Raw genomic sequence first — 15997 nt, forward strand, 5'->3', positions numbered from 1 at the left:
TTTTGAGAAGATGATGAACCAACTTGCTACCAGAGAAGCTGCAAAAACTGCCTTGAGAGACGCTTTGAAGATTTATGATGGAGATGTTAAACAAGCTGAGGTTAAGGGGAAAATTGAGCAACTCTGTCAACTTAACCCCATTGTTGCTCCAAGCCATAGCCATCGCTTAGAATCGAAGGAATGGTTGTTAATTAGTGCGCCGTCTTTTCCTCAAGGGGAAAAATTACCTAATGGGAAGTATGCTTATACCTTAGGACGGTTAGCTTTTAATATGTTTGAACCGACTAATCTTAAGTTAGTTATTGACGCTGTTAGACAACCCGTGGTGTTGTTAGGAGAAGGGGAAAAACGCAGCCATGATATTGTTGTTGAGTTTACGATTATTGATGAGTATTTTCCTTCTTTAAAAGGGGTTGTAAAAAATTTAGGTGTTTGTTATCCTGCGGATAATCAGACCTTACAAGTTCAATTTACTGGGGGAAGTTTAGCCCCTCAAAACAAGGAAAATTTAGACCAATGGAAAACAATATTTAGTCAAGCTAAACCAGCCCAAAAAAGCTTAAAAGAACAATTGATGTCTTTGTTTTTGAAAGTGATGTTTGGGTTAGTGCCACCGACAGGAATGAATACAGAAACAGGGGAAATTGATTTTAAGATGAAACGTTCTCCTAAAGGTAGTTTAGCGGTGCTTTATTTAGATGAAGAATTGCGGATTACACGAGGAGAAAAGGGAACTATTTTAGTCTGTGAACGGATGAAATAAATTGAGTTTAATTAGAAGGCAAAATCAACATTCCATCCCCAAAGGAATAAAAGCGATACTTTTCTGCAATTGCTTCTTGATATAATTCTAATAATCTTTCTCTACCAATCAAAGCACTCACCAACATCAATAAACTCGATTTGGGTAAATGAAAATTAGTAATCATTCCCTCAACAACTCGCCAAGAATAACCAGGATAAATAAACATATCTGTCTTACCACGAAAAGCAATTAAACCCTGTTTACCTTGCATTTCTGCTACTTTGGCAGCCCCTTCTAATGACCTTACAGCCGTCGTTCCTACGGCAATAATTCTCCCACCCTTAGCCTTGGTTTCCTGAATCTTTTTAACGGTTATTTCTGGTACTTCTATCCATTCTTGGTGCATATTATGTTTGGTGATTTCTTCCACTTCTACTGGTCGAAAAGTTCCCACTCCAACGTGCAACGTAATATAAGCTTGTTCAATGCCTTTATCTTGTAATTTTTGTAATAATTCTTCCGTAAAATGTAGCCCTGCTGTTGGTGCTGCAACCGCCCCTGGTTTTTGGGCATAAACTGTTTGATATTGCTCAGGGTTAACCTCAGATTGAGTCACATAAGGAGGAAAAGGAATCTGTCCAATTTTTTCAATTTTTTCCCAAAATAAATCAACAGAAGACACTTCAAATCTTAATAATCTACCTCCCGTTTCTTCATCCCTTTCTAAAACTGTTGCTTTGAAAAAAAGATCTTCTAACTTATCTTCTTTACCTTCCCCAAACCAAATTTCACTGCCAATTTTAAACCGCTTTCCAGGTTTCACCAATGCCAACCAACATAAGGGGGCTTTCTCTTCTAATAATAAGATTTCTACTGGGGCTCCAGTGGATTTTTTGCCATAAAGTCGTGCGGGAATGACACGGGTATTATTAAAGACTAATAAATCCCCCGGTAACAACCATTGGGGTAACTCCCGAAAGATACTATGAACATGAGTTGTGGTCGAATTAACCACCAGTAAACGTGAACTATCTCTAGGGGTAACGGGGGTTTGGGCAATTAATTCTGGTGGTAGCTGATAATCGTAACTGGATAATAAGTAATCCTTATTCATAACTCTTTCCAATTGACCTTAATTTGTTATATGCTGTTAGAATATAAAAAACAAATACACAACCTGTTATTGTTTACCAAATTTGTCTAATAATCAATATTTTTATGAAAGTCCTGTATCCCTGCAATGATCAGGCTTTCTGAGTAATTGGGTATTTCCCCCCATGTTACCGTGCAAAAGTTGGGGGTAGTTCCCTACCACAAATGACACAATTATTGTCACACTAGAACTAGAGGAATTGCTCGGCAGATGAATAAGGGGAAAACAATGGACTACATCTATTTTCTAGCGAATGCAAGTTTGACACTACGGGTTATTGAATACCTACAACAGAAATATAACTCGTTGCTTTGTTCGATGACCGTAATCCATCAAATCAATGGCTGGATCATCAAAGTTAAGTTTAGACAACCGTTGACTCCTCAACAACATGGTGATTTTAAGGCCTTTATGAATGAGTTGGGTATCCCCTACGAATTGGAAATTCGCCTACAAATGGTTTTCTGGAGTTTGGAAACAGGACAATCTCCCATCGATGTGATGCGTCGTTATCAAGTGGCAATTGTTTCTCATGGTTCTCCCGATAGTAATGATATTGAGGCATTTCGTCAACAATTTACCAGAGGCTTAGGATATTGTCCTGAAACTTTAGCTTAAGTTTTAGGCAGGACTGACCAGGATCGCCAATGTTGCTACACTTAGGATTAACATTAATCCCCCTGGCATCCATTTACGGGTTTTAATGAATCTGATGGCAAAGACGACTATCAGCAAAATGGTTGTTATTTGTGCTAGTGTCAGTCCCCAGGAAATGTTTTGTAATTGAATTATGGCAGCACTGATTAAGAGTAAACCTGTTACTACACCAGAAATAAGAGAGGGTTTGCTCTTAGCCTTGGCATAACCAATGATACCACCAACCAGTAGAATAATTCCGTATAAAAAAGCAGCTAAAACGGTTAAATTCATAAATTAATTGCTGGTAATAATTTGCAAAACCCTAGTTAAATCTGTTAACTCCCCAACAATTCGCTTGGCTGGTTTTGGCCAGACTCGGACTAAGGTTGGGGTGGCTGAAATTTGATTATTTTCGGCTAATTCTGGGTACTTACAAATATCAATAACTTTCAGGGTATAAGGCTGTTGCAGATCGGTTTCTAGTAACTGGTGCAGGACTTTTAATGTATGTTTGGTTGAGGCATTATTCCCAGACACAAACAGACGTAAAATGTATCCTTGATGCTCCTCAGTCCCTATGTCTTCATGGGGTTCAGTGATTGTAAATTGACTTTTGATTTCTTGCTCCCACCGCTCATCTAAACGAATCAGCAGATCGTGACTGTTCCATAGTTCGGAAAACCGAGAACGATAGGTTTCTATAATAATCGGATTACAAGCCTCTTCCTGCCAATGGGCCGTTTGCCAATGGACATCGGGTGTGTTAAACAACACATTTAATAAGGGCTGATAGCGACGTACTGCAGGATAAAGTTCCGCCACCGTCTTTACTGTCTTTTCCCTCGTACAAAACCAACGATCAATCGTTGCAGTATAGCCTGGTACGAGAAAGTGAGGCGGTTCTGGCAACTTTAATAACTCTTGCAAAACCAAGCATAACTGAGAATGCCAATGAATTTGCTTGCTACTATCGAGACAATAAACCATATCACCGCCTGGGGTAAACAGAGCGATGCCTTTAAAAAATTCTGGTAAGACTCCAGGAGTCTCGCTTACATTCGTCATTTAGAGGAATTAAACTGCGGATGAAGGAAGACCTATATTTAAGATAACTGACTTGGCCTTCCTGATCCTTATTTCTTTACGGTTTTTCTAGATTCGACCCCGTAACATCATCGCAATTTCGTTGGGGGTGGGAGATAATTCGAGGGCAGTTTCCTCGGTAATTCGTCCTTCTTGATAGAGATTAAAGAGAGCTTGGTTCGTGGTAATCATGCCATCAAATTCCCCATCCTTCATTAATTCGAGGATTTCGTCGTTTTTCCCTTGAATGATATAGTCTTTGACCGTTTCTGTATTAATCAGAATGTCATGATAGGCGGCTCGTTTGCCGTCGGTGGTACGACATAACCCTTGAGCAATAATCGCTACCAAAGATTCGGCCATCGCCACCCGCATTGCCTCCCGTTCATCGGCACCATACAAACTCAAAACCCGTTCTAGGGTTTTAACTGCGCTGTTGGTGTGGAGGGTTCCCATAACTAAGTGACCAGTTTGAGCGGCTTTGATGGCAGTATTGACCGTTTCTTTGTCCCGCATTTCCCCCACCAGGATGATGTCGGGATCTTCCCGTAAAGCGGCTTTAAGGGCATTATCAAACTTGTGGGTGTGCATCCCCACTTCCCGTTGTTTAATCAAAGAGCGACGACTTTGGTGAACAAATTCAACGGGATCTTCAATGGTGATGATATGTTTGGGGTGTTCTTTGTTAATATAGTCCACCATCGCCGCCATGGTGGTAGATTTACCGGAACCTGTGGGCCCCGTCACCAGAATTAAGCCTTTGTGAGAATCTGAGATATCTTGAAAGATCATGGGTAGGCGCAACTGTTCCATGGTGAGAATTTTCAGGGGAATGAGACGCAACACCATGGCTGGCCCCCGTAAACTATCAAAGATGTTAATCCGAACACGGGCGAAATCATACTGAGTTGCCCCATCAAATTCCAGTTCTTTTTTAAAGCGTTGGATTTCATCCTCTTTGAGAATTTCCCGCAACCAACTCATAAAGGTGTTGTCGTCAATCTCTGGATAGTCTAGAATCATCATTTCCCCGCGATCGCGCATTCGCGGTTTTTCTCCTACCCCTAAGTGAACGTCTGAGAACCCTTCATCAAAGGCCAGGCGAATTAATTCCATCAGGGACGGTTGATCGGGAGAACGGCCAAAGCTTTTGGGGGGTGCTTTGGGTAAGGGGGGGGGCGCAACTGGGCGCTTGTTTGGGGCCTCTACAGGCGTTCTTGGGAATGTGGCCTCTTCTGATGGGGCCATAAACTGGGTGGAATCTTCATGACTGTCATTCATCATGTCCGAATCTAAGTTGAGATCGGTGGTAGGGAGGGGAGGAAGGGGTAGGGGGGGTAAGGAGGGATTAGTCATAGTGCTTTCTACAAAAATAAACGGTATTCAATACTTTGCTGAGAAATAGGTTAACTAGATGGCTTTTGACCCTGATTCGGATAGATATGACGTTGAGAATGCTTGTTAATAAGTATTCCCAAAACAGAGAAGAAAATTTACAGGAATGGGGATTTTGTCGTCATTTATGAGAAAAACTTTTTTTATGTTAAGAACTTTTAACATTTTCGGTTAAGGTCATGGGGAAAACATCAACATTGACGGTTGAGAGAATTAGACAAATGTTAGGAAATCTTAACCATTACAAAAGATTACATTAAATTCTCTATAGAGAGGCTTGATCCCCGATGGCTCAGTGTTTGTTTGACCCATCTGCAACAATTTGCAATCTTTAACACACAAAGTAGCGACTGAATGTAAATTTATCTTACAAAAGACTCATTTTCTTAGAAAGATTATCTATACTGATTGACACAACGTTATCTGATTTTATAGATAAAGTTACTGGTTTGCTCTGGAGGAAAATATGGAATTTGCACAAAAGTCTGGGTTTGGAAAGCTCTATTCTGTAACCTTAGTAAAAAGCTTTTTAGTATGGAGCTTTACCTTGACAGTTTGTTTATTAGTGGTCGGATTTCCCTTGGTTGTCTTAATGGCAACGGTTGGGGCTTTAGCATCAGTTGTTTTACAATCAGTTTTGCCCGTAAGTGCGGTTTTATTAGTGGTAGGTTCCTTGATTGGTGTTAATGTATTGGCAATTGTGTTAGGTGCTGCACTCCTAACGGTTAAAGGCATTCATCCCCAAGATGTCAGTTGGCTGAGATGGCTGCACGGCGAAGCAACTCATGCTCACACTTCTGTCTATGCTGCCTGTCCTTTGACTTGTAGCTTAATTCAATAAACCTTGAGAAGTAATTTCTTTTAGTTAGATAGTGATTGTATTCGCCAAAGTGTATACACAAGCTAGTGCAGCCCGGTCATTTACCGGGTTTTTTCATGATCATTAATCTTACATGGCAATGTCTTGAAAACGACGCATGATAATAGCTTCAAATTGAGCTAAGGCTGATCTCATGAGTCTTTCCCGTTCATCCAAAACTCTAAATTTTGTCTCAACAGTTTGTTTCAGCGTTTCTAAGTCTTTATCTGCAACCCCTTGCAGGGTAGAAACGAAGACATCATCCCCACATTTAACTAAAATACCTTCATTAATTGCCAGAAAAATTTCTTGATTGGATTCTAAGGTATAACAAAGAATTCCAGGGACTAAAGCGGCTACAAAATCAATATGATGGGGTAATAAACAAAATGAGCCATTCTCAGCTTCAGCGACAATTTTGGTCACGGTAGTATCGATAAATACTTCGGTGGGAATTAAAACTTTTAGGTGCATTACTTATTCCTTCTGATGGACTTCTTGAATATTTCCAATCATATATAAAGATTTTTCGGGATATTTACGAAATTCATCATTCAAAATACGTTCACATCCTTCAAGGGTTTCCTCTAAAGATACGGCTTTTCCTGGAATGCCTGTAAATTGTTCTGTGGTGAAAAATGGCTGGGTTAAAAATCTTTCTAATCTTCTGGCACGATAGACAATATTTTGTTCACTTTGGGCTAATTCTTCTAATCCTAACATAGCAATAATATCTTTAATATCTTCATAATTAGCTAAAGTTTGACGCACGGTTTGAGCAATTTTATAATGGCGATCGCCGACGACTTGGGGCGTTAATATTTTCGATCCTGATTGTAAGGGATCAACGGCAGGATATAGCCCTTCACTAACTCGTTTTCGGGATAAAACAATGGAAGCTGAAAGATGAGAAAAAGTATGAACTGCAGCGGGATCAGTAAAGTCATCAGCAGGGACATAAACCGCTTGAACAGAGGTAATTGAGTTACTATGAGTATTACAAATTCTTTCTTCTAATTCGGCTAATTCTGTGGCTAATGTGGGTTGATATCCTACCCGTGACGGGAGGTTTCCCATTAACCCTGAAACTTCCGATCCCGCTTGAATAAACCTAAAGATATTATCTATCATTAATAAGACATCTTGATGGGCTTGATCCCGGAAATATTCAGCAATGGTTAAGGCGGCATGACCTACCCGAAAGCGTACTCCTGGGGGTTCATTCATCTGTCCAAATACCATTACCATATTATTAAGAACTCCCGCTTCTTTCATCTCTCGATAAAGTTCTTCACCTTCCCGCGATCGCTCTCCTATTCCACAAAAAATACTCACGCCTTGATAGCGACTTACCATATTATGAATTAACTCACTAATTAGCACAGTTTTACCGACTCCTGCCCCCCCCAACAAGCCAGCTTTTCCCCCTTTTTCGAGGGGAGATAAGAGGTCAATTACTTTAATTCCCGTTTGAAATATTTCAGTAGTTGTTGCTCTTTCTCCTAGAGGAATAGGCGGGGAATGAATTGATTTTAAGGTGGGATTTTTAATCGGTTTTTGACGATCTATTGTTTCCCCAAATACATTTAACATTCGACCCAGTAATTCTTTGCCTACAGGCACTTGTAAGGTGTGTCCTGTATCTTTAACAATGTCACCTCTAGCTAGTCCTTGAGTGGGTTTTAAAGCAAGTCCTCGGACAGTTTCTTTATTCAAATATGTCATGACTTCAATCGTTATTTTCTCATTGTCTCCTGTGGTCAATAAGTGATGGGGTTCTGGGAGTTTGTGAGGAAAATAAATATCCAAAACTGTCCCCCTAATGGCAATTATAGTACCTTGATTTTCCTGGTAATTATTATTTTCTATTTTGAGCATATTTTTATTCTCCTAATACATTAAATATTTATCTCTTTATTTGTTTTATTCTTTGGTTTTATTCAAGGCTTCAAAACCAGAAATAATATCTAATAATTCCTCCGTAATGTCACTTTGACGATGGTGTTGAAATTCTTTTTTTAATTCTAATAATCTGTCTTTTATGTTTTTTTCTGCTACTTGCATTGAAGCTAGACGACTTGCATTTTCACTGGCTAAAGATTCAGCACAAGCGCGATATAATGAGACAAAGAAATGTTGTTTAAATAAAGCAGAGGCTAAGGTTTCCGGTGACATAGTAAAAGTGGGTAAACAATGAGAGGGCCATGGTTGTTTTTTTAAGGCATTGAGTCGATTAATATTTAAGGGAAAAATTTGCAGATCACGAGGATAATAATTAGAGCCTGAAATAAAGTCATTATTAAAGACCAAAATCTGATTAATATGGCGTTCTTGTCGCCATTGTTCGAGAATTAAGACAGTTTCTTGAATAGTAGGAGTAATGCCTTCAATAGAACTAGGAACTGTCAACATTCTTGCACTGGGATAACCTAAATTTTCTAAGCGATCGCCTAACCTTAAGCCAATGGTTAATAAATTGCAATCATTGATCATTATACCTTGTTTTTTGAGAGTTTCTAAAGTATAGTTAGCAACTTTTTCATTAAATTGACCACACATTCCCTGATCTGAGCCAAATAGAACTAAAGCTAATTGTTGTTTTTGGGTTACTAAATTACCATTATTTAATAGAACTTTGGGATCAACTTTTAAGAGAATTTGCAACCCCATTTCTAGGGTTTTATCATAACTTTCTAAAGAGATAACAGCCTTTTCATATTGACGAATACTCACCGCAGCTAAAGCTTTCATTGTCTTAACCACTGACTGAAGATCTTCAGCCGTTTCAATTTTCCGTTTAAAGGTTTCTAAGTTGGGCATACGCTGTTAAGTTTAAGTTATATGTAGGGGCGAATGGCCATTCACCCCTACAAAGGATTAAGAAATTGATTAAGGGCAATTTCAGCAACCTTTAATAAGGCTTTGTGATCGCTTTCTTTTAAGCTTTTGCCCTTGGTAATTCTCTGGCAAATTTTGGGTAATTTATCAGTCACATCCCAACGAATCATCGCTTCTGCATCCGCTATTTTATCTAAGGGTAACGCATCAAATAAACCCTGAGTAACTGCCAATAAAACGGCAATTTGTTCCGCGACAGGAATGGGTTGATATTGGGGTTGTTTCAACACTTCTCTCACCCGACGGCCCCGTTCTAAAGTGTGACGGGTTGCGGCATCTAAACGAGTCGAAAAACGAGAAAAACTTTCTAATTCTTCAAATTGGGAGTAAGATAGTCTTAAATCCCCCGCTACCGCGCGATAGGCCCTCAGTTGGGTTTTTCCTCCCACACGGGACACCGAACGGCCCACATCCACCGCAGGTAATATCCCTTTTTGGCATAACTCAGGGGTGAGGTAAATTTGTCCATCGGTGATAGAAACAAGGTTAGTAGGGATGTATGCAGAGATATTTTGCGCTTCTGTTTCTATGATAGGTAAAGCTGTTAAGGAACCTCCCCCTAATTCTGAACGTAAACGGGTAGACCTTTCTAATAAGCGGGAATGGATGTAAAAAATGTCCCCAGGAAAGGCTTCTCGACCAGGGGGACGACGCAACAATAAAGATAATTCTCGATAGGCGCGGGCGTGTTGAATTAGGTCATCATAGATAATGAGAACATCCTGGCCCTTATCCCTGAAATATTCGGCCATGGAAGTTGCAGCATAAGGGGTGATGTATTGCAGTCCTGGTGGGTTTTCTCCTCCTGCTACCACCACAATACAATGATCCATCATTTGATGAATGCGTAACTCGCTGATCAGTTTGGCCACGGCCGAACTCCGTTGGCCAATGGCGCAATAAATACAGATTACCCCTTCACCTCTTTGGTTAAGAATGGTGTCAAGGGCGATCGCCGTTTTCCCGGTTTGGCGATCGCCTAAAATTAATTCCCGTTGTCCTCGTCCCATGGGTATCAACGCATCTATTACTTTAATCCCAGTTTGCAAGGGGACTGTAACCGGGCCTCTATCCATGATCGCGGGGGCCTCTCGTTCAATGGGTAAACGTTGGACTGTGGCGATCACCCCTTGATTATCTAAGGGTTTTCCGGTTCCGTCTACCACTCGTCCTAATAACCCTTCCCCCACAGGAACATCCATGACTCGTCCGGTCGGATAAACTTGACAACCTGCGGTTAACGTTTCATTGATATCGAGGAGGATCACTCCGACTTCATGAGGATCAAGGTTAAAGACCATGCCTAAGCCTTTTCCCTCAAAGGTGACTAATTCTTCTGATTTTACGGTTGGTAAACCAATAACGCGGGCGATTCCATTGCCTAAATAAGTAATTGTGCCAATTTCTTGGGTTTTTAGTTGGGTTGCATGATCGCTTAAAACCGCATCAGAAACCTGAAAAAATTGCTCTAAAACGGTTTGTAGAGAGTCAGGATTTTGGGGCATTTTCTTGACCTACTAATGATTGGGACATTTTTGCTTCAAGTTCATCTAAATAGTGATCTAAATGCCAAGAAATTCGATAACCATGATTTAAGAGTTCAATGCCACAAATTGAGTCAGATGTGGTGTTAAATTTTACATCAATATCTTGTTCAAATTGTTTTTGCAAGGCTTTAATTAATTGTTCTTGCTGTTCTAAGTTGATGGGAAAGTTTGAGCGAATCGTAAAGGTTTGATTCTCGGTTTTCCCTAGGGGATGAGCCTGTCTTTGTTGTTCAGTCAAGTCAGGTAAACCTTCGATAAATTTGGCAATTATTTGTTCTTCTAAACTAACATTAGCTAAGTTTTCTAGGGCTTGTCTTGCTATTTTAATCACTTGCTGGTTGACCTGTTGACTTAGTTCCTCTAAAAAGGTCTGTTTTTCTTGTTTTAGTTGTTCATACCATTGCGCTCTCAGACTTTCAATTTCCTCTTGTTTTCTTGCCATTATAGATTGTTTTTCTGCTTCTATTTCCTGCTTTAGCATATCAAATCTATTTTGCTTGTTAAATTCCCATTCTTGTTGTTTTTTACGATATTTTTCCGCTTCCTTTTGAGCAATTTCAGATTTAGTTTCTGCTTCTTTTAAACTGTCAAAAATTCTTTGTTCTCGTTGCTTCATTGCTTGCAGAATAGGGCGATAGAGAAACCGCTTTAAGAGAAATAATAAAATGATAAAGTTAATAATTTGAGCAACAGTTGTAAAGGGATCAATTAACATAGTTCATCCTCACATATAGGGGAAAAATAAACAGGTAATCGTAAAATTTAACCCCCTGAATGAGCAATGACATAATTCCAAAAAGGATTGGCAAAAATGAGAATTAACGTGACAACAAAACAGTAAATTGCGGTTGATTCAACCAAGGCCATTCCTACAAATAAAGTCCGAATAATTGTATTCGCTTCATCCGGTTGTTGTGCTAAAGAAAGTAAGGCTTGAGATAGGGCCTTTCCTTCTCCTAATGCGGGAGCAATTGAGCCAATAGCAATGGTAAGTCCTGCTATTACAATAGACGCGGTTCCAATTAATCCAATATTATCCATTTTTGTTGTCTCCTGTTTCTTCTTTATTTTGGGTTGCTGCGGCAATAAATACCATCGTTAAAATGGCAAAAATATAAGCCTGAATAAGTCCCGTTAATAAGCCCATTGCTTGCATCAGAATGGGAAAAAATAGGGGCGCGACTGATAACAGTATTGCCACTATCATTGTACCACTCATCACATTGCCAAACAAGCGGACAGCTAAGGATAAGGTATTAGAAAAGCGACTAATTAAATTAAAGGGTAACATCATCGGTGAGGGAGATAGATAATAATGCTTAAAATAATTAAAAAATCCTTGTTTAGCAATGCCATAAAAAGGGATAGCAAAAAAGACACAAATAGCTAGGGCCGCGGTGGTGGAAAGGGAACCCGTCGGAGGTTGATATCCGGGAATAATACTGAGTAAATTTGAAGCTGCAATAAAGATGAATAATGTACCAATAAAAGGTAAATAAGGTTCCGGTTTTTGTTGACTAATTTCTTCAATTTGATTATTAATACTAATAATAATCACTTCCAGGATATTCTGTTGTCTGGAAATTTGATGGGAACTGGATAAATTGCGGGTAATTAACCAAGAAATAATCACCAATAAAACCATGAGTATCCAGGTATAAATTAGGGTTGCATTAAGCACAATAAATTTCCATTGCCAAAAAATAATATGATCGGGGGTTAATGTCATTTATCTTTACCTTTAATTTAATTAAAAAAATCGGGACTATTATTAAATATTTGGGTTAAACTATTCTTGTCTATCCGATTACTTGACCATACTATAACTTAGAAAAAATGGATGCTCAAGTTTTTCAGTGGCAACTCATACCCCTATTGTCCCTCGGTTAAATTGAATAGAACAACTTTCTCGATAATTTTTAACAATTCTCAAAAGTTACCTCTCATGATTAGCTTTTCCCTAGATTTATCTCAATTATGGGCGTTTATGATGATATTTTTCATTGGGTTATTGATAGGATTTTCTTATTTTGGTGGACTCTGGTTAACTTTATGTTACTTACCAAAGGTTAATCATCCTTATCGCTTAATTATTAGTAGTTTTGTGCTAAGGTCGTTAATGACTGTATTATGTTTCTATGGATTAATTCGCTTATTTTTAGGAATTGAGACAGGGATAATCATGTTAATGGCAATGGCAGGATGGTTATTGGCGAGAATGATTCTTGTTCGTCGTCTTGTTTCACAAGTAATAAGTGTTAAGTAAAGCATAAAATAAGGGTCAACGGCCGTTGACCCCTACAAAGGTTAAATCTCTTAAAATTGAGATAAAAAGCGCAGATCACTGTTATAAAGACGACGAATATCATCAATTTGATGTAATACCATAGCAAATCTTTCTATCCCTAACCCCGCAGCAAAACCCGTATAAATTTCTGGGTCATAACCCACTGATTTTAACACATTAGGATCGACCATACCACACCCCATTACCTCCAACCATTTACCCTTCCATTGCACATCAACTTCTGCCGAAGGTTCCGTAAACGGGAAATAACTAGCCCGGAATTTAACGGGTAATTCTTCCCCAAACATTTGTTGTAAAAATTCCTTAATCGTACCCTTAAGATCAGTAAAAGTAAGTCCCTTATCTACAGCTAAAATTTCCACCTGATGAAACACGGCTGAATGAGTCGCATCTACTGTATCTCGACGATAAACCCGACCAGGGGCCACAATACGAATAGGAGGTTCATGAGTCTCCATATAACGAATTTGTACAGGAGAAGTATGAGTTCTCATCAGACGACCATCAGCTAAAAAGAAGGTATCTTGCATATCCCTGGCCGGATGATCCGGGGGAATATTTAAGGCTTCAAAATTATAATAATCTGTCTCAACATGGGGGCCCGTAGCCACTTGATACCCCAACCCCACAAAGATATCTAAAACCCGATCTACGGTACTATTAAGGGGATGAAGACGACCCAAAGGACGACTAACCCCTGGCATAGTCACATCAAGAGATTCTGCGGCTAATTGTGCCTTTAATTTGGCGGTTTCTAGGGCGTTCCGTTGGTTATCTAAACTGTTTTGTAGTGCATCTTTGACATCGTTAGCAAGGGAACCAACACGAGGCCGTTCTTCCGCGCTTAATTTGCCCATACCTCGCAGAATTTGGGAAAGTTGCCCTTTTTTACCTAAATAATTAATGCGGAGTTGTTCTAGATCTTCTAAGGTAGTAACAGCAGCAATTTCTTTTTGCGCTGCTTGTTGTAGGGTCTGTAGTTCCGTTTCTAGGGTATTAGAGGTTGTGGTCATAGGTTTGGAATAGGATGAGATAATTGTTCACAAGACACCCGTTCCAGTTTATCGGAGTTTTGGGTTTGTTTCTAGTTTGCCGTTCAAGGTTTGAACTCGATCAAATATAAGTTAAAGCAATCAGAATAAAAGATAACTTTTGAATTACTTATGCAAGAAAAATCGTCAGATATATGTTGTTTGAGACGAAATTATCAAAATCATGACAACGAGGTTGCGCCTTTTGAGGGACTTGTGTTAGGGTATAGGAGCATAATTGAAGTGCCGTTCTGCCTAAAAATAGTTTTTGTACCAAGATTTAAGAGACAACCTGAATAAATTAACCACAGATTATAAGTGAAAATTTATATTAAATAATTAAATTAAAATACAACTGAAAGATATAAATCTAGGACTAAATTTATTATATGGCACGTCCCAGTAAAATCAAATATGATCGCGGTACTTTAATTTTTCATCCTCCCCCAAAAGGTAAAGAATGGATGGAATTTGCTACTTGGGACGATCGCATTGAAAAGTTCCGAGTACCAGCTATTTATTATCGTTCTTTGATTGAAACTTTACAAGCTCATAATCTTGAGTTTATAGATGAGGCCAAAGAATTTTTGCCCCTGGACTTAACCCCCAGTTTTGAACGGGAACCCTATCTCCATCAAAAAGAGGCTTTAGAGGCGTGGAAACAGTCAGGCCGGCAAGGAGTCGTCGTTTTACCTACCGCCGCCGGAAAGACCTATTTAGCTCAGTTAGGGATGATTGCTACCCCTCGCACTACCTTAATTTTAGTGCCTACTTTGGATTTAATGCACCAATGGTATGCCCAAATGATGGCTGCCTTTCCTGATATCGAAGTAGGCTTATTGGGGGGAGGTTCCCGTGATCGCACACCGATTTTAATTGCTACTTATAACAGTGCGGCGATTCATGCGGAAACCTTGGGAAATCGCTATGCTTTGCTGATTTTTGACGAATGTCACCACTTACCAACTGATTTCTTTCGAGTGATTGCGGAATACTCCATTGCGCCTTATCGTTTAGGGTTAACCGCTACCCCGGAACGAGCAGACGGGAATCATCGTGAGTTAGATAGTCTAATTGGTCAGGTGGTTTATCGCAAGGGGGTTAAGGAACTTTCGGGGGATACTTTAGCTGATCACAAAGTCGTTGAAATTAAGGTTAAACTCTCACAAACTGAACGAAAACGTTATGATCAAGCCATGCAAATTCGTAATGATTTTTTACGGAAATCTAATATTTCCTTAGGCAGTTTAAATGGTTGGCAAATATTTGTGCAAGCGAGTGCGAGAACTCCCGCAGGAAGACGGGCTATGTTAGCTCATCGAGAAGCAAAAGAAATTGCCGCAGGAACCGAGGGAAAATTACGAGTTTTGACAGAATTAGTTTGTGAACATCATCAAGATTCTTTGTTGATTTTTACCAATGATAATGCCACAGTTTACCGTATTTCTCAAGAGTTTTTAATTCCGGCGATCACCCATCAAACCGCAGTTAAGGAACGTCATGATGTTTTAACACGCTTTCGAGAGGGTATTTATAAAAGTTTAGTGACTTCCCATGTTTTGAATGAAGGGGTTGATGTACCAGAGGTCAAGGTTGCGATTATTATATCAGGAACCAGTTCTGCAAGAGAATACGTGCAAAGATTAGGACGTATTTTACGCAAAGGCAAGGGAAAGAATAAGTTAGCAACTCTCTATGAAATTGTGGCAGAAGATACCAGTGAGGAAAGAATCTCTCAGCGAAGAAAAGAAGGACTTCAAACCCCAAAACCTCAACAGTTGGAATTATTACCTTCTCCTTATGAAATGCCCTCTAAAAAGCCTTTCCGTGCGGCTGAATCTTCTCCTAAGAAATGGGGAGAGGAGGAGTGAGGGAGTGCATTTGTAGGGGTGAGTTTATCTAGGATACTTGTCAGGAAACAGAACTTTTGTTAAAAACCCACCCGTATAAAAACTGCTATAATTTGTTTTATTTATCTTTAAAAGAGCGCATAATTCTATCGATTATTTCTATAGCAAACTTAACATGACTCCCTTTTTGACTCACCACTTCAAACCTTGCTGCCTCTAGTTTGCGTTTCATTTCACGATAAGGCAGAGGTTTAAGCGGCATTAACTTCAACCTCTATTTTCTGTAATTCAGGAATAATTGTGACACACGGCGGTTCAAAATGTAATTCTAACGCCTCTTGAAGATTGTTTAACGCCTCAGTTTCCGTTTCCCCTTGACTAGCAACATCAACCTCTAAACATTGAGCAACAAACCAAGTACCTTCTTGAAAAATTCTAGCTGTAAATGATTGCTTCATCCTATATTCTCTCAATTTAACTCTCTTAAAC

General features: G+C 39.4%; 19 protein-coding genes. 5 read left to right on the plus strand and 14 right to left on the minus strand.

Annotated features, from left to right (window positions below; translation table 11 throughout):
* The first annotated feature begins 10 nt into the window (after nt 1-10).
* The gene (locus tag VB715_RS10195; protein WP_323301086.1) at nt 11-763 is read left to right on the plus strand and encodes a PAP/fibrillin family protein; all 753 of its coding nucleotides are present in this window, start codon (nt 11-13) and stop codon (nt 761-763) included.
* Nucleotides 764-770: 7 nt separating this feature from the next.
* Here VB715_RS10195 and queA read toward each other — a convergent pair whose 3' ends face one another.
* A complete protein-coding gene (gene queA, locus VB715_RS10200; protein ID WP_323301087.1) occupies nt 771-1859 on the minus strand; it encodes a tRNA preQ1(34) S-adenosylmethionine ribosyltransferase-isomerase QueA in 1089 nt (362 codons plus the stop codon).
* A 267-nt stretch (nt 1860-2126) separates the two neighbouring features.
* Between queA and VB715_RS10205 the strand changes: the two genes are divergently transcribed.
* Nucleotides 2127-2516 carry a hypothetical protein gene (locus VB715_RS10205; RefSeq protein ID WP_323301088.1) on the plus strand — a complete coding sequence of 130 codons (390 nt, stop codon included), beginning with the start codon at nt 2127-2129 and terminating at the stop codon, nt 2514-2516.
* Between the two features lie 3 nt (nt 2517-2519).
* Here VB715_RS10205 and VB715_RS10210 read toward each other — a convergent pair whose 3' ends face one another.
* The 3 genes from VB715_RS10210 to VB715_RS10220 form a co-directional block, all read right to left on the minus strand.
* On the minus strand, nt 2520-2828 hold the full coding sequence (locus VB715_RS10210) for a TMEM14 family protein (protein ID WP_323301089.1): 309 nt from the start codon (nt 2826-2828) through the stop codon (nt 2520-2522).
* Between the two features lie 3 nt (nt 2829-2831).
* Nucleotides 2832-3602: a circadian clock KaiB family protein gene (locus tag VB715_RS10215; RefSeq protein WP_323301090.1), complete on the minus strand. Its 771-nt coding sequence runs from the start codon at nt 3600-3602 to the stop codon at nt 2832-2834.
* A gap of 87 nt (nt 3603-3689) precedes the next feature.
* Nucleotides 3690-4976 (minus strand): type IV pilus twitching motility protein PilT, encoded by a 1287-nt coding sequence (locus VB715_RS10220; protein WP_323301091.1) that lies wholly within the window; start codon nt 4974-4976, stop codon nt 3690-3692.
* Between the two features lie 505 nt (nt 4977-5481).
* Here VB715_RS10220 and VB715_RS10225 point away from each other — a divergent pair.
* Nucleotides 5482-5856 carry a hypothetical protein gene (locus tag VB715_RS10225; RefSeq protein WP_323301092.1) on the plus strand — a complete coding sequence of 125 codons (375 nt, stop codon included), beginning with the start codon at nt 5482-5484 and terminating at the stop codon, nt 5854-5856.
* A gap of 108 nt (nt 5857-5964) precedes the next feature.
* Here VB715_RS10225 and VB715_RS10230 read toward each other — a convergent pair whose 3' ends face one another.
* From VB715_RS10230 to VB715_RS10260, 7 genes are read right to left on the minus strand one after another with little or no spacing between them, the layout of a single operon-like run.
* Nucleotides 5965-6348, minus strand: coding sequence for a F0F1 ATP synthase subunit epsilon (locus VB715_RS10230; RefSeq protein WP_323301093.1), 384 nt, complete (start codon nt 6346-6348; stop codon nt 5965-5967).
* A 3-nt stretch (nt 6349-6351) separates the two neighbouring features.
* Nucleotides 6352-7752: a F0F1 ATP synthase subunit beta gene (gene atpD, locus VB715_RS10235; RefSeq protein WP_323301094.1), complete on the minus strand. Its 1401-nt coding sequence runs from the start codon at nt 7750-7752 to the stop codon at nt 6352-6354.
* A 45-nt stretch (nt 7753-7797) separates the two neighbouring features.
* Nucleotides 7798-8694: a F0F1 ATP synthase subunit gamma gene (locus VB715_RS10240; RefSeq protein WP_323301095.1), complete on the minus strand. Its 897-nt coding sequence runs from the start codon at nt 8692-8694 to the stop codon at nt 7798-7800.
* Between the two features lie 47 nt (nt 8695-8741).
* Complete coding sequence (locus VB715_RS10245) at nt 8742-10277, minus strand: alternate F1F0 ATPase, F1 subunit alpha (protein ID WP_323301096.1); 1536 nt, start codon at nt 10275-10277, stop codon at nt 8742-8744.
* The gene (locus tag VB715_RS10250) at nt 10261-11034 is read right to left on the minus strand and encodes a F0F1 ATP synthase subunit B (RefSeq protein WP_323301097.1); all 774 of its coding nucleotides are present in this window, start codon (nt 11032-11034) and stop codon (nt 10261-10263) included. The genes VB715_RS10245 and VB715_RS10250 overlap by 17 nt, the downstream gene beginning before the upstream one ends.
* A 47-nt stretch (nt 11035-11081) precedes the next feature.
* Nucleotides 11082-11360, minus strand: a complete 279-nt coding sequence (locus tag VB715_RS10255) for a F0F1 ATP synthase subunit C (protein WP_323301098.1) — start codon at nt 11358-11360, stop codon at nt 11082-11084.
* Nucleotides 11353-12048 carry a F0F1 ATP synthase subunit A gene (locus tag VB715_RS10260; protein WP_323301099.1) on the minus strand — a complete coding sequence of 232 codons (696 nt, stop codon included), beginning with the start codon at nt 12046-12048 and terminating at the stop codon, nt 11353-11355. Before VB715_RS10260 ends, VB715_RS10255 begins: the two co-directional genes overlap by 8 nt.
* Before the next feature lie 216 nt (nt 12049-12264).
* Here VB715_RS10260 and VB715_RS10265 point away from each other — a divergent pair, with 216 nt between their 5' ends.
* Nucleotides 12265-12585, plus strand: a complete 321-nt coding sequence (locus tag VB715_RS10265; protein WP_323301100.1) for an ATP synthase subunit I — start codon at nt 12265-12267, stop codon at nt 12583-12585.
* 50 nt (nt 12586-12635) lie between these two features.
* On the opposite strand, the gene pheS is transcribed toward VB715_RS10265, so the two are convergent.
* On the minus strand, nt 12636-13640 hold the full coding sequence (gene pheS, locus VB715_RS10270) for a phenylalanine--tRNA ligase subunit alpha (RefSeq protein WP_323301101.1): 1005 nt from the start codon (nt 13638-13640) through the stop codon (nt 12636-12638).
* 407 nt (nt 13641-14047) lie between these two features.
* Between pheS and VB715_RS10275 the strand changes: the two genes are divergently transcribed.
* Entirely contained in the window at nt 14048-15529 is a 1482-nt protein-coding gene (locus VB715_RS10275; RefSeq protein ID WP_323301102.1) for a DEAD/DEAH box helicase, read from the plus strand.
* A gap of 97 nt (nt 15530-15626) precedes the next feature.
* Here the strand turns inward: VB715_RS10275 and VB715_RS10280 are convergent, their stop codons facing one another.
* Nucleotides 15627-15770: a type II toxin-antitoxin system HicA family toxin gene (locus tag VB715_RS10280; protein WP_323301103.1), complete on the minus strand. Its 144-nt coding sequence runs from the start codon at nt 15768-15770 to the stop codon at nt 15627-15629.
* A complete protein-coding gene (locus tag VB715_RS10285) occupies nt 15760-15966 on the minus strand; it encodes a type II toxin-antitoxin system HicB family antitoxin (protein ID WP_323301104.1) in 207 nt (68 codons plus the stop codon). Before VB715_RS10285 ends, VB715_RS10280 begins: the two co-directional genes overlap by 11 nt.
* Nucleotides 15967-15997 lie beyond the last annotated feature (31 nt).

Source organism: Crocosphaera sp. UHCC 0190 (assembly GCF_034932065.1).
GTDB lineage: Bacteria > Cyanobacteriota > Cyanobacteriia > Cyanobacteriales > Microcystaceae > UHCC-0190.

Coding starts and splice junctions, on each gene's coding strand:
- VB715_RS10265 (WP_323301100.1), top strand. CDS start 12,265: ATGATTAGCTTTTCCCTAGATTTATCTCAATTATGGGCGTTTATGATG.
- VB715_RS10260 (WP_323301099.1), bottom strand. CDS start 12,048: ATGACATTAACCCCCGATCATATTATTTTTTGGCAATGGAAATTTATT.
- VB715_RS10250 (WP_323301097.1), bottom strand. CDS start 11,034: ATGTTAATTGATCCCTTTACAACTGTTGCTCAAATTATTAACTTTATC.
- VB715_RS10215 (WP_323301090.1), bottom strand. CDS start 3,602: ATGACGAATGTAAGCGAGACTCCTGGAGTCTTACCAGAATTTTTTAAA.
- pheS (WP_323301101.1), bottom strand. CDS start 13,640: ATGACCACAACCTCTAATACCCTAGAAACGGAACTACAGACCCTACAA.
- VB715_RS10205 (WP_323301088.1), top strand. CDS start 2,127: ATGGACTACATCTATTTTCTAGCGAATGCAAGTTTGACACTACGGGTT.
- queA (WP_323301087.1), bottom strand. CDS start 1,859: ATGAATAAGGATTACTTATTATCCAGTTACGATTATCAGCTACCACCA.
- VB715_RS10280 (WP_323301103.1), bottom strand. CDS start 15,770: ATGCCGCTTAAACCTCTGCCTTATCGTGAAATGAAACGCAAACTAGAG.
- VB715_RS10245 (WP_323301096.1), bottom strand. CDS start 10,277: ATGCCCCAAAATCCTGACTCTCTACAAACCGTTTTAGAGCAATTTTTT.
- VB715_RS10225 (WP_323301092.1), top strand. CDS start 5,482: ATGGAATTTGCACAAAAGTCTGGGTTTGGAAAGCTCTATTCTGTAACC.
- VB715_RS10210 (WP_323301089.1), bottom strand. CDS start 2,828: ATGAATTTAACCGTTTTAGCTGCTTTTTTATACGGAATTATTCTACTG.
- VB715_RS10195 (WP_323301086.1), top strand. CDS start 11: ATGATGAACCAACTTGCTACCAGAGAAGCTGCAAAAACTGCCTTGAGA.
- VB715_RS10220 (WP_323301091.1), bottom strand. CDS start 4,976: ATGACTAATCCCTCCTTACCCCCCCTACCCCTTCCTCCCCTCCCTACC.
- VB715_RS10240 (WP_323301095.1), bottom strand. CDS start 8,694: ATGCCCAACTTAGAAACCTTTAAACGGAAAATTGAAACGGCTGAAGAT.
- atpD (WP_323301094.1), bottom strand. CDS start 7,752: ATGCTCAAAATAGAAAATAATAATTACCAGGAAAATCAAGGTACTATA.
- VB715_RS10230 (WP_323301093.1), bottom strand. CDS start 6,348: ATGCACCTAAAAGTTTTAATTCCCACCGAAGTATTTATCGATACTACC.
- VB715_RS10275 (WP_323301102.1), top strand. CDS start 14,048: ATGGCACGTCCCAGTAAAATCAAATATGATCGCGGTACTTTAATTTTT.
- VB715_RS10285 (WP_323301104.1), bottom strand. CDS start 15,966: ATGAAGCAATCATTTACAGCTAGAATTTTTCAAGAAGGTACTTGGTTT.
- VB715_RS10255 (WP_323301098.1), bottom strand. CDS start 11,360: ATGGATAATATTGGATTAATTGGAACCGCGTCTATTGTAATAGCAGGA.